Origin of the sequence: Chitinophaga sancti, from assembly GCF_034087045.1 — a bacterium.
Lineage (GTDB): Bacteria > Bacteroidota > Bacteroidia > Chitinophagales > Chitinophagaceae > Chitinophaga > Chitinophaga sancti_B.
In genome coordinates this window covers 3,939,725-3,952,695 of record NZ_CP139247.1, presented here as the reverse complement: position 1 = coordinate 3,952,695, position 12,971 = coordinate 3,939,725, and the positions used below count along the sequence as shown (strand labels likewise).

At 42.9% G+C, this 12,971-nt stretch carries 15 protein-coding genes; 10 read left to right on the top strand and 5 right to left on the bottom strand.

The window, feature by feature from the left end; genetic code table 11:
• Window positions 1-69: 69 nt before the first annotated feature.
• Window positions 70-672 (bottom strand): FMN-dependent NADH-azoreductase, encoded by a 603-nt coding sequence (locus SIO70_RS16320; protein WP_320581919.1) that lies wholly within the window; start codon window positions 670-672, stop codon window positions 70-72.
• 106 nt (window positions 673-778) lie between these two features.
• Here SIO70_RS16320 and SIO70_RS16315 point away from each other — a divergent pair, with 106 nt between their 5' ends.
• The 3 genes from SIO70_RS16315 to map all read left to right on the top strand — a co-directional run bounded on the left by SIO70_RS16315 (window position 779) and on the right by map (window position 2,763).
• Entirely contained in the window at window positions 779-1,156 is a 378-nt protein-coding gene (locus tag SIO70_RS16315; protein WP_320581918.1) for a helix-turn-helix domain-containing protein, read from the top strand.
• A gap of 387 nt (window positions 1,157-1,543) precedes the next feature.
• A complete protein-coding gene (locus SIO70_RS16310) occupies window positions 1,544-1,993 on the top strand; it encodes a GyrI-like domain-containing protein (protein WP_320581917.1) in 450 nt (149 codons plus the stop codon).
• 5 nt (window positions 1,994-1,998) lie between these two features.
• A complete protein-coding gene (gene map / locus SIO70_RS16305; protein ID WP_320581916.1) occupies window positions 1,999-2,763 on the top strand; it encodes a type I methionyl aminopeptidase in 765 nt (254 codons plus the stop codon).
• 400 nt (window positions 2,764-3,163) lie between these two features.
• Here map and SIO70_RS16300 read toward each other — a convergent pair whose 3' ends face one another.
• A complete protein-coding gene (locus SIO70_RS16300) occupies window positions 3,164-3,994 on the bottom strand; it encodes a hypothetical protein (protein WP_320581915.1) in 831 nt (276 codons plus the stop codon).
• A gap of 54 nt (window positions 3,995-4,048) precedes the next feature.
• Here SIO70_RS16300 and SIO70_RS16295 point away from each other — a divergent pair, with 54 nt between their 5' ends.
• Window positions 4,049-5,725: an RluA family pseudouridine synthase gene (locus SIO70_RS16295; protein WP_320581914.1), complete on the top strand. Its 1,677-nt coding sequence runs from the start codon at window positions 4,049-4,051 to the stop codon at window positions 5,723-5,725.
• A 235-nt stretch (window positions 5,726-5,960) separates the two neighbouring features.
• Window positions 5,961-6,482, top strand: coding sequence for a nicotinate-nucleotide adenylyltransferase (locus SIO70_RS16290; protein ID WP_320581913.1), 522 nt, complete (start codon window positions 5,961-5,963; stop codon window positions 6,480-6,482).
• Between the two features lie 6 nt (window positions 6,483-6,488).
• Here SIO70_RS16290 and SIO70_RS16285 read toward each other — a convergent pair whose 3' ends face one another.
• Window positions 6,489-7,223, bottom strand: coding sequence for a cation:proton antiporter (locus tag SIO70_RS16285; protein ID WP_320581912.1), 735 nt, complete (start codon window positions 7,221-7,223; stop codon window positions 6,489-6,491).
• Between the two features lie 363 nt (window positions 7,224-7,586).
• On the opposite strand from SIO70_RS16285, the gene SIO70_RS16280 reads away from it, so the two are divergent.
• On the top strand, window positions 7,587-8,126 hold the full coding sequence (locus SIO70_RS16280; RefSeq protein WP_320581911.1) for a hypothetical protein: 540 nt from the start codon (window positions 7,587-7,589) through the stop codon (window positions 8,124-8,126).
• Window positions 8,127-8,325: 199 nt separating this feature from the next.
• On the opposite strand, the gene SIO70_RS16275 is transcribed toward SIO70_RS16280, so the two are convergent.
• Both SIO70_RS16275 and SIO70_RS16270 read right to left on the bottom strand, forming a co-directional pair.
• On the bottom strand, window positions 8,326-9,501 hold the full coding sequence (locus SIO70_RS16275) for a metallophosphoesterase (RefSeq protein WP_320581910.1): 1,176 nt from the start codon (window positions 9,499-9,501) through the stop codon (window positions 8,326-8,328).
• Between the two features lie 234 nt (window positions 9,502-9,735).
• Complete coding sequence (locus SIO70_RS16270) at window positions 9,736-10,125, bottom strand: VOC family protein (protein WP_320581909.1); 390 nt, start codon at window positions 10,123-10,125, stop codon at window positions 9,736-9,738.
• Between the two features lie 189 nt (window positions 10,126-10,314).
• Between SIO70_RS16270 and SIO70_RS16265 the strand changes: the two genes are divergently transcribed.
• From SIO70_RS16265 to SIO70_RS16250, 4 genes are all read left to right on the top strand, one after another.
• On the top strand, window positions 10,315-11,124 hold the full coding sequence (locus tag SIO70_RS16265) for an AraC family transcriptional regulator (protein WP_320581908.1): 810 nt from the start codon (window positions 10,315-10,317) through the stop codon (window positions 11,122-11,124).
• Window positions 11,125-11,184: 60 nt separating this feature from the next.
• On the top strand, window positions 11,185-11,676 hold the full coding sequence (locus tag SIO70_RS16260; RefSeq protein ID WP_320581907.1) for a DinB family protein: 492 nt from the start codon (window positions 11,185-11,187) through the stop codon (window positions 11,674-11,676).
• A gap of 44 nt (window positions 11,677-11,720) precedes the next feature.
• Window positions 11,721-12,311, top strand: coding sequence for a DinB family protein (locus SIO70_RS16255; protein ID WP_320581906.1), 591 nt, complete (start codon window positions 11,721-11,723; stop codon window positions 12,309-12,311).
• A gap of 75 nt (window positions 12,312-12,386) precedes the next feature.
• Window positions 12,387-12,935, top strand: coding sequence for a hypothetical protein (locus tag SIO70_RS16250; RefSeq protein ID WP_320581905.1), 549 nt, complete (start codon window positions 12,387-12,389; stop codon window positions 12,933-12,935).
• The last annotated feature ends 36 nt before the right edge of the window (window positions 12,936-12,971 follow it).

Below are 12,971 nucleotides of genomic sequence, written 5' to 3'. Positions count from 1 at the left end.
ACCAATCAATCAAGATACTCTCAATCAATCGATCCAGATACTCTCAACCAATCAATCAGATCCCCTCAATCAGTCGATCACGATACTCTCAATCCCTTTTTCAAGGGCCGTTTCTTTGATGCCGGGTACTTTCAAACCTTCTGCACGGAATACCGTGAGATCCGTCATTCCTAAAAAGCCCAGAAACGCTTTCAGGTAAGGGGCTACAAAGTCATTCTGTTTACCGGGGCCTTCTGAATATACACCACCTGATGACATGGCTACATACACCTTCTTGCCGGTCACCATTCCCGCCGGACCATTTTCATTATAGCCAAATGTGATACCCGCACGGGTTACATGGTCTATCCAGGACTTCAATGAAGAATGAATTGTGAAGTTGTACAATGGCGCACCAATCACGATAATATCTGCTGCCATTAATTGTTTGACAGCGTCATCAGAGTAACGTAGCAATTCCTTGGCTGCTGCAGTCAGTTGTTCGCCGGGTGTGAACATAGTCTGCAACAATGCTGGGGTAATATGTGGTATTGCCTGTTCAACAAGATTCACCTCTTCTACTGTACTGCCTGGATATTTTTCAATCACCTTACTGATGATCGCTTTGCTCAGTTTGGTGCTGTAAGATGTATCTCCCTGCAAACTTGAAATTAAATGAAGAACACGTTTCATAAGAACTATATTTTAAGGCCACAAAAATATTTGCGACAACCAGTAAATAGTTCCGACTTACCTAAAGGGAAGCACTTACATACAGGAAAGTGCTTAATTTTGCAGCATGATCACTGATGATAATATCCCGGGAAAAGAAGCGTGCGCAGACTCGCTGAAATATGTGCTGGATGCACTGTATGTTCTTGGCGGCAAGTGGAAACTACCGGTTATTTTAAGTCTTGTACAATCTGCGAAACGGTTTAATGAGATCCAGCATGCAGTGAGTGGGATATCGCCTAAGGTGCTGGCACAGGAATTAAAAGACCTGGAGTTAAATGAGTTTGTTACAAGGAATGTATACCCGACTACGCCGGTGACGATTATTTATGAAGCTACGGAATATAGTCATTCATTGAAAGATGTGCTGCGTGAATTGGGGGCTTGGGGGGAACAGCATAGGGAGCGGATCAGGAAAAGTTTAGCATATTCGAAGACCAGATAATGGTTCAGGAAGAACAGAAGATATGCAGGGATATATAACAGTTCAGAACGACCAGAAGGCATGCAAAGGATAAATAACTGTTCAGGACGAACAGAAGATATGCAAGGATAAATAACAGTTAAGGAAGAACAGAAGGCATGCAAAGGATAAATAACTGTTCAGGACGAACAGAAGGCATTCAAAGACTAAATAACAGTTCAGGACGACCAGAAGATATGCAAGGATAAATAACAGTTCTGAACGACCAGAAGGCATGCAAAGGATAAATAACAGTTCAGTAAGAACAAAGGCATGCAAAGACTAAATAACGCCTTAACAGAGGTGTACACGAGTATTATATTGTACAAATTATATATCCTATCTTTACATGAATCTTTTATGTAAAATATGAAAAACGGATTTAAGGTTATCGGCATTACAGTCAGAACAACAAATAAGGACGGTCAGGCAATGCAGGACTTAGGTAAATTATGGGGACAGTTCTTTGCTGAAAATGTATTTGAGAAAATACCGAATAAGCAATCAGGAGAAATCCTCTCTATATATACTGATTATAAAAGCAATTATACAGAAGAATACACCACCATCATCGGAGTTCCGGTAACTACGCTGGATGAAATTCCCGAAGGATTGACCGGCCGCGAATTTCAACCGGAACAGTTTCAGAAATTCACAGCAAAAGGTGCGATGCCTGCTGCGGTAGGCAATTGCTGGATGGACATCTGGCAGAGAGATGCGGAACTGAACAGGAAATACACCTATGATTTTGAAGTCTACGGTGAAAAATCTCAACAGGGAGACAATTCAGAAGTTGATATCTATATAGCGACAAAATAAAAAGTATGTCAATAACAAAAGAATCCGAATTATTCGGCATGCAAAAAGCGAGTGAAGCTGTTGCATATACATTGAAGGAAATGACGAACTATGCCAAACCGGGCATGAGTACTAAGGAGCTGGATGAATATGGGGCGAAGATCCTGGCAGACTTTGGTGCTAAATCAGCGCCTTATTTAACCTATGGATTCCCGGGTTGGACTTGCATTAGTGTGGATAATGAGTTTTGCCATGGTATTCCTTCAGAAAAAAGAATTTTAAAAGATGGTGATTTGATCAATATAGATGTTTCTGCAGAGCTGAATGGTTTTTGGGCGGATAATGGCGGATCATTTGTAATTGGGGAAGATGTGCATCAACATCAGAAACTGGTGGATGCATCGAAAGAGATTCTACGGAAGGCGTTGAATACGATCAGAGGTGGTGTAAAAATAGCGGATATTGGTTTACTGATAGAGACGGAGGCGAAGAAGAGAGGGTATAAAGTGATTAAGAACCTTGGTGGACATGGAATTGGTAGAGGGTTGCATGAAGAGCCGGGAGAGCTGCTTTGTTATAGAAACAAGGGAGATAAGAGACGATTTAAGAAAAATTCAGTGGTGGCAATTGAGACGTTTATTTCCACAAATTCATCTTATGCAACTGAGTTGAATGATGGATGGACAATGGTAGGTGAAAGAGGTGGATTTATGGCGCAGCATGAGCATACGATTGTGGTGACGGATGGGCAACCGTTGATATTGACGGAGATGAATGGGATATTGAATTAGGATTTTCAAAGCCTTCAGATCACCCGATCTGAAGGCTTTTCCTTTGGGACCGCTCACACCAGTAATTTTGGATCTCTCGCACCAGCAACTCCCCTCTCTCCTGTAGCGTTGCTTCGCTATATCACATACAATACAACTATCAGCACATGAAATGATCAAAGGTGGCAATGGCACGCCCGACATTCACTGCGGCCTACTCAGCTGACAAAAAAATAATCGTTTCATCCACTTGCTGCCATATTCCCTACTCACCTGACAAAGAAGAAATCGTTTCATCCAGCTTACTGCCATATTCCCTACTCACCTGACAAAGGAGAAATCGTTTCATCCAACTTGCCGCCATATTCCCTACTCAGCTGATAAAAAAGAAATCGTTTCATCCAGCTTGCTGCCATATTCCCTACTCACCTGACAAAGAAGAAATAGTTTCATCCAGCTTACTCAACCAACCAGGATCAATCGTTTTATCCTTTTGCGATTCTATCTGCAATCGCTTCAACGCCGGCAAAAAATCAGCATCTTCCAACGCTACTATCGCATCAAATAACAATGTCCCAAATTCACCCGTCAACAACTCCTCTATAATCACATCTTTTATCCCTGCATCCTTTCTAATGGCCAGCCCCACAATGGCTTCAAACCGCGTTTCCTCCTCCTTATCATTTACCCTGTTCCACAAAGCCGCTGTAATCTGTTTCGAGTCTTTCTCTATCTGCGAACCAATACCAAATGTCGCCCAATTCCTGATAGCACTAAATTTATCTGTCGTAAGTGCTACCATCGCATCGACCGCTACCTGATGTTCCACTCCAAGTAATGCATATACCACACCTAATCTTACATATTTATCCTCATGAGATTTAAATGCGGCTACAGCCTTTGCCTGAGCGGCATTCAGCGTATCGTTGTTAAACCGGATGGCATGTAGTACAGTGATGAGCAGATCTGTTGTAAACGCACTATCCAACAACGCACTATCCAACAATTCAAAATACAGTTGCAGCGACTGCTTTAAATAAGGCCTTACAGTCGATCCCAATTGTGCCAGAATATCAACAGCTACCTCCTTTTCCCGATCCGTACCCGTTTTAACCAATTGATAACATCTCTTAAATGTCTCCTCCCCACCCCTTCGGTGTAGCTCTCTAACATTATCCCAATATGTCTTTTGTGATTTATTACTGAGGATCCGGGTTAATAGTTCTTCGGCTGTAAAGTCTTTTCTTCTCATAAGGGCTACCAAATTAATAACATTAGTCCTAATTTTGCGCCAAATTTAATTGAGTTGGGAGATAAGATCGATTACTTTTCGGATGAATTAATAAAAGATATAGCCTTACCTGAACGGTTTACCTTTCCTTTTTTCTACGAACCACATCCTTTATCCAAACTAGCCGCTGCCGACCTCCAACAATATCTGGAAACGCAAACCGGGCTGGATCATAACTTCGGACTGACTGACGATACGGATGGATCCGCTATCGGCAAAATGTTCGGCGTACTGGTTGTAAAGGATCCAACCGGCAGACTGGGTTATCTCTCCGCCTTCTCCGGCAAACTCGCCAACTCAAATGACCACGGGAAATTTGTACCTCCTGTCTTTGATATGCTGTCTGAAAACAGCTTCTTCCTCAAAGGACTGGAATTCATCACTGCCATCAATGCCCGAATTGACGAACTGAATGCCGATGCAAATTACCTACGCCTTAAACTGGACATAGAGCAGGCAGCCATCACTGCATTGGCAGAAATTACCCATCTAAAGCAGCAATTAAAAGCTAACAAAGACACCCGTAAACAACTCCGGACTCAGCTAAAAGAACGGCTGAATGAAGCCGAATATGCTATTGCTGAGGCAGATATCATCAATCAGAGTCTGGCAGATAAAAGACAGCTGAAACACCTGACGGACAATTGGGCAGAAAGACAAGCAGAATTAAAAACCCAACTGGACCAGTTCGAGTCCATACTCGAACCCCTTAAAAATGAACGGAAGGAACGATCCGCTGATCTACAACAACAGATCTTTGAACAATACAGTTTTCTGAATAAAGACGGTCAGACCAAAAGTCTGCAGGCCATCTTCAGCGAAACACCTTTTGGCAAACCACCGGCTGGCAGCGGGGAATGCGCCATGCCCAAACTCCTGCATTTTGCTTTTGCAAAAAATTACGCACCAATAGCAATGGCTGAATTCTGGTGGGGCACTTCTCCAAAATCAGAGATCAGGAAACATAAACAATTCTACCCTGCCTGTACGGGCAAATGCAAGCCTATTCTGGCGCATATGCTGGAAGGAATACCTATCGACGACAATCCGTTATTGCATATAAAAGAAGATAGTCATCCGCTTGAAATCGTATTTGAAGATGATAGTTTTGTAGTAGTGAACAAACCCTCCGGTCTCCGCTCCGTACCCGGGGTGAGTATCGGTGATTCCGTATATAGTAGATTAAAACAACGCCTACTAGATACAGAACCGCTGATTATTCATAGATTGGACATGGATACTTCAGGACTACTCGTCGTCGCCAAAACCCAGGCAGCCCACAAGCATATCCAACGGCAATTTTTACAGCGAACAGTCAGCAAACGCTATACTGCATTGATTTCTAAAGTACTTGACCAGTCAGGAGGCATGATCGACCTTCCTTTGGGACCGGATTTATTAAACCGCCCCAGACAGCTGGTTTGCTTCGAAACAGGCAAGAAAAGCGTTACAAAATGGGAAGTAGTCAAAAGATTCCCGGACATGACTAAAGTAAATTTCTGGCCGCTTACGGGTAGAACGCATCAGTTGCGTATGCATTCGGCACATGCATCAGGACTCAATGCCCCCATTGTAGGAGACGATCTGTACGGCACCGCATCGGAAAGAATGTACCTCCATGCAGCCGAAATTGAATTTATCCACCCTGCCACGAGGGAAAAGGTGCGCTTCGCTGTCGAAGAGGGCTTTTAATACAATTGAAAAAGGTAGCTGATACAGCTGAAATCGAATTTACCCACCCTGCCACGAGGGTTCACCATCAAAAACACCTTTTAACCCAATTGATTATCAACCCCATTCCTACTCCCCTGATGATAATCATGGCCGCCAATGATGCTATTTTCAAAGACCCATGATCCACGTCAATAGTTTTGCTTCGGCAATGAGTGAGTTTTGAAGTAAGATTCTAAACTATAAACCTTCAGCTATGAAATACATTCAATTTATGCTTGTAGCCATCGCTCTGATGCTGACCAATATCCTTTCATCATCTGCTCAAACTGCTGCACCTGCTGCCGGACCTACTGTCAACTTACAGGCTACCAGTTATAAGTTCATCAAAACCGTCAACGGCAAAGAAGAGGCACAGCCAGTGGCGCCACTGGCTATCACTTCTGCCGCATACGATGTAAAAACTGCCGTTAATTATTACGAAGATGAGTACGATTCATACTTTATCTGCTTCGCGATACCCAACGGTCTCACACTGGCTGCTTATGACAAAGGTGGTAAACTGATCCGGACTGCAGAAAGATATGAAATTGAATTATTGCCTACTTCAGTAACCGAGGCAATTGCAAAGAAATATCCAGGTTGGACAATTGCTAAAGATGTATACCTGATCACTTACATCAAGGACCGGGACAATGAATCCAAATACAGACTGATACTGGAAAACGGTACTAAAAGAATTAAGTTAAAGGCAAATGACGCCGGAGAGCTTTTCTGATGATTTTTAATCAGACAATGTATTATTAAAACGAGGCCGTATCTCCAATAAGATACGGCCTCGTTTTATTCGGGTACCTGAGGGAAACTGATAATCATCTAAGCGATGCTCAGTGCGTTTTTCTCTGTGCGCTTTTACAAATGCCCAGGCTAAAATTAATCCGACTGCGGCACCACCGATTATCATCCATAAAAAACTAGTCGCCGCCTCCTGCCAGATAAACTGCCCCGTACCTACGGTTATCATGGCAAAGCGAAATATGATCAGGGAAGACGCATCATTCAACAAACTCTCTCCTTCCAATATCGCCGAAGTAGACTTCGGGATCTTTACAAATTTTGTAATCGCCGCCGTGCTGATGGCATCCGGTGGCGATACAATCCCTCCTAATAAAAACCCTAATGCGATCGAAAACCCGGGGAGGAAATAATTCGCAGCTACAGCTACCGACAAGGCGGTAAAGAATACGACAAGAAATGCAAAGCTGGTGATAATACGCCACCACTTTTTCATTTCTTTAAATGATACCCCCCAGGATGCTTCGAATAATAAAGGAGGTAAAAAAATAAAGAATATCAGGTCGGGATCTACCCTTACCGCAGGCAATCCGGGTATAAAACTAATGAGCAGTCCTGCCACTACCAGCAGTATAGGATATGCGATTTTTAGCCGGGTCGCCCACATTTCTAATATTACGACAACCGCGATCATCGCGAGAAAAAATGGAAGGATAGTGTGCATTCAGTTGATATTTAATTCCTTGACGAGCAAATATTCCCGAAAATAACGAAATAGGGCGGATAACAAATACAATAAAATAACTATATCCCAGCAGGGTCCAAATGGCTTTTTAAAAAAAACTTGTTTACATGCCCTACAAGCGCCCCCACAATCCCTGTAAAATGAGCTTACAAATCAGCGTCAATCTATAGCTCCATAATACTTTCTTAAGGTCATTATAAGGGCACTTTAAGGGCACCTCAATATCTATTGGATATTGAGGTGCCCTTAAAGTGATCTTTTAGTATTGATATAGTGATAAAGATTCACTATATTTGGATACTTATATTATTATTGATTTTATAAACCCCAAAACTGTTTGTTATGGCCATTGTAAAAGACAACATACTCCTCCAATGCGTACGAGGCTCCCTCGGCGATCAAATCACGATTTACGAAAGGAACGGGCAGATTATTATTGCCAAAAAACGCGGTCCTTCTAAGAATAAGCCGACTATAAAGCAGCTGGAAGCCAGGTATAAGATGAAGATAGCGGCGGCTTATGCGCTGGCGATCCTGAAAGATCCGGACCTGAAGGCTTATTATAAGTCACTGGCCGGACCGGGACAGAATGCCTATAATATGGCGGTAAAGGATACTTATGCGTCACCGGAGATTCAGAATATCAGATTCGAAGAGGAGACGGTGATCGTGACTGCAAAAGATGAATTCAGGGTTGCGGCTGTAGAAGTACGGGTGGTTGATTATGATGGTGTTATCTTGGATAGAGGCGCCGCTGTTTTAGGCAGGAATGGTGTAGATTGGTATTATAAGGTAGCCATTCAGCCACCGGGTGGTAAAATAATAGTAGTGGCGGTAGATTTGCCAGGAAATGAAACGGTCAGGGAAATGAAACTGCTATAAATCCGGCAGCAGCCCGGGGGAAAATACTTCCCAAAGCAAGCCCTCAGAAAAACAATCCCGAAAAACACCTCGGGAAAAGCCCGAAAATGCGCTGAAAATGCGCTGAAAAAAATTCCCCCGGAAGATAAACCTCCCGGGGAAAGATGTTATTTGAAAAAACTGATAAGGTTTGAGAAACAACCTGATAAGGCCCCCCTTATCAGCCTTTCTTTAATGTCAATACTGCAATTTCAGGCCACATCCCAATCCTGCCTTTTAAACCGAGAAAACCAAACCCTCTGTTTACATACAGGTATTTGCCCTGCTGTTCATACAGGCCGGCCCACTGCTTATATACATACTTTATCGGGCTCCACTTAAAACCAAATAATTCAATCCCAAACTGCATCCCATGTGTATGCCCTGCCAATGTAAGGTGTACATGCTGATGATGATCTATCGTTACCTCATCCCAGTGAGAAGGGTCGTGTGACATCAGGACTTTAAAAGAATGATCCGGCACATCCACCGTCGCTCTCTTCAGATCCCCATATTTATGAAAACCACCCTTCCCCCAATTCTCTACACCAATCAGTGAAATACTCTGCCCCTGTTTATTGATCGACACCGCTTCATTTAATAATAAATTGAAGCCCATCTCCCCATGCACCGCTTTTAAACGGTCCAGATTTGCCGCCTGCGCCTCCTTACTTTCCCACCTGATGTAATCGCCATAGTCATGGTTACCCAATACGGAAAACTTGCCATAAGGGGCCTGTAATTTCGTAAAACCACCTATCCAGGGATCCATCTCCGAAGCCATGTTATTGACAAGGTCACCAGTGAATAATAGCAGGTCGCTCTTTTGCGCTTCGACCATGTCAAGTCCTTTCTGTACGCCACCGGCATCGCTAAAACTACCGGAATGTATATCGGATAATTGTGTTATCGTAAAACCGTCAAATGCTTCCGGCAGGTCCGGGAAGAAGATCGTCTCTTTTCTAACTTTATAGAAATGCTTACCCTTTGTCAATCCAAAGAGGATCACGAGGAAGATCACCCCTGCCAGTGCCAGCGCCACCTCACTTACAATGACACTTCTGGCTGGAAAGCCACGGAATAAACGAACGATGTCTTCAGCTAATAATACCGGGGAGGAAAATAGCTTAGGGATAAAGCTGAGCATCATGGCACCCATCACAATAGCGATCAGGCGTTCTGATGTATGGCCGGCTCTGCGCATGAAGATGATAGAAATAATCGCACCGATCAGAAAAATATCGACCAGCCAGTAGGCAAAATGAATCATGGGATCGTGACTGATTGTCGATATTGCCTGGTAAAAATAAAGATCGCCCACCAGGAAGAGCAATAGCATTAATGGAAATCTTGCCATATAAAAGTAAAACCCGTTTTTTAGGTAGACGAATACCTAATGATAATATTTTAAGGGATGAGGGAAATTTTTTTCTTCTAATGGAATATCCGGTATTGAAAATATCGGATAGACCCATATACCCAAAATCCAAATAGCCGAAGTAAACTACTTCAGCTATTTGAATAAAGCGTTTCCGGAGGTAATTGCTACCTGTGAACCGGATCTTTAAATGGCAAAAATGGAATTTCCTGCTTAAGCAAATCGCTTCTTAGCATCCTCTGTAACAGGCGTAAAAAAGTTAACAAGGCTCCCATCCGGATCTCTGAATAACAAAGAACGATTACCCCAGGGCATAGTAGTAGGCTGTTGTACAACCGTTTCCGCAGGTATACGCTCATAAGCAGCATCTACATCATCTACCTTAAATTCAATGATCACTGATTTGTTTTGTGCCGGCTCCGCCACATTGCCACCAAAAAGTGCAAGGGTACGGGTACTACCTATCGCCAGCGCCGCACCGGCAGTTTTCAATTCGGCAAAGTCTTCCGTAAACCAGGTAAACTTAAGACCTGTAACATCTTCATAAAATTTAACAAGGCCCTGAATATCAGCAGTAATAATACGAATTGAGGAAAGATTCATGCGATAATTGTTTATTCTGGGTACAAAATAAAGGGCCCCGGGTGACAACCCTATGTCAGTAGCCTTCCCAACAATTTCAGTTTTAGGTCTACCTCATCTTTAAATAGTTTAAGGAGCTGGCATCTCCGGGAAATATCAAGGAGATCTATAACCCGGATATTCATCTGCAGTTTTAATTAACTTTGCAGTATGCCTGTTTCTATTATTCGCTACCGTACTCAAACACCAGCACAGAGAACGAAGATCATGTTGGAACAAAACATGTTCACCTTCCTGCTGGATGGTGAAAAAACGGTTCATTTTGCAGGCACACAGGTCACCCTTCAACCACATCAGTTTGTATTACTGGCTGCCGGCAACTGCCTGATGAGTGAGAAGATCGCGGCGGAGAATGCAGACTATCATAGCATCCTGATCCTATTCAGTAATCAGCTATTGTCTGATTTTTTTAACCGGCATACTGCTTTGTTGGGTACTACTACTAAACGATCAGCTCTTCATCCATTTCTACGATTTGACAAAGATGAATTTCTGGACAATTTCGTCCGTTCCCTTGATTGCATGCTCACAGATGACAAGTCATTTCATCCTGAGTTGCAAAAAATAAAACTGGAAGAACTGTTCTTATACCTTGCTATACATTATCCCGGGCAATTAGAGCAGATCAGGAACATGAGTTACGAAGGTGACGACGAACTTGCGATCCGTCAGGCCATCACCTCACATATTGATAGTAATATCACCGTGGAAGAACTGGCCTTTCTTTGCAATATGAGTCTTTCTTCATTCAAGCGTAAATTTGCACGCATCTATGGCAATAGCCCGAATAAATGGCTGTTGGAAAAGAGAATGGAAAGGGCGGCAAAGATGCTACGCCATGAACACCGCAAAGCCAGTGAGATCTATTATGAACTGGGTTATGAAAACCTTTCGAGTTTTATCCAGTCTTTTAAACAGGTATATGGTATTACGCCCAAGCAATACCAATTGAACGCTTAGCGATACTTTTAGAACGCCTGCCTGTTATTTACCCCCTGCATGTACGCCTACCTTTGGGCCATGAATAAAGCACATCTCCTCGACTTAGCCAGTTATAATATCTGGGCTAATTATAAAGCGATCGAATGGTTGCAACAGATCACAGATGCACAATGGGAACAGGTGGTAACCAGTAGTTTCGGTAGTGTACGACAAACGGCCTTGCACATAGCCAGTGCAGAGAAGATCTGGATTGATTTCTGGACAAAAGATCCTGCACCAGTGTTTATCTCTAATACATTTGCAGGTACTAAACAGGAGTTAATGGCTATCTGGGAAAAGGCGTCGACTGGTATGAAAGATTTTTTAACCACTTATCCATCACACGATCTGATGGAGCCTGTTACATTCAGGTATCCACGTGGTGGAGAAGCACAGTTACCATTTGTACATACGTTTTCACACATCATCAATCATTCTACTTATCATCGTGGGCAGTTAGTGACATTACTGCGCCAGGTGGGATTTACAAACCTATCTTCTATTGATCTTGCGACCTTTTACCGGATATAAAAATTGCCCCGCAGGTCGGGGCAAATTCCTATATTTGGCACATTATGTCACGCAAATTTGATACCCCAACATTATTAAATGAATTGCACCAGCAGGTAGATGTACTGTTGAACATTGCAAAAGAACAATTATTACCTGCTAAGGAAGAAGTGTTATTGCGCCAGCCTGCACCAGGCAAATGGAGTGCGGCGCAATGCCTGGACCACCTGAATGCATATGCCCGATTCTACATTCCGGCCATCGAAAAGGCGATTACGGGAAAATTGACGGGCAGTCTGCCTCCTTCTCCATCACCAGTATTCAAAAGTGGTTGGCTGGGGAATTATTTTACAAAGCTGATGATGCCCAAAGCCGATGGTCATCCGGGGATGAAGATGCAGGCGCCAAAGGGCTACAGACCACTCGCGGACCTTGATGCAAAACAAGTAGTCAATGAATTTATCAGCTGGCAGGAAAGAACAAAGCAGCTACTGGAACAGGCAAAACTTGTGCATCTTGAAAGCATCAAAATTCCCACGACATTAGGTAGCTGGTTAAAATTCTCACTAGGCGATACATTCCGTTTTACGATAGCACATGAACAAAGACATATGGCACAGGCACTGAGAGCAAAATATACGGTAAAGGTAGTATGAAAGGAAGAATAGTGGCAGGTCATATGACAAGAAATACTATTTTCGTAGTAGATTTCAACCAAAATTTCTGATAGAATGAAAAAAATATTGGGACTACTCGTTTTAACCCTGGCTTTTGCATGTAATAATAACAAGCAACCCAAAACTGCAGAAGACGTTTTAAACTACATTGACAAAACCAACTTAAACAAAGGTAGTGAGCATTTTCATTTAGACACACCTGAAGGATGGACTACGGATCGTAAGACGATTCAGGGGATTAATTACTACTATATCTTCTCTCCGCAAACGGGTGAAGTACCAAATCCCAATATTAATATGGTGACGGAGTCTATGCAGGGGGTGTCGCTCAAAACTTATATTAACAAATCACTGTCTTCACTGGAACAAATATTACCGGGTTCAAAAGTAGTGGCAAATGGAGATATTGAGGCAAATGGGATACATGGTGCATGGTATAATTATACGATGGAAATGCAGGGAGTGAAAGCGGATCTGATGGCGTATGTATTTCCGGCTGATGGTATTGCGTATGTGATTACAGGAATTTGTGCGCCTGATAAGAAGACGAAGTACAGGCCGGTATTTGATAAGGTGGCGAAATCATTCAAACTGGGTGAATAGTTAACAGTGAATGAATATAAGAAGAGCGTGTATTTT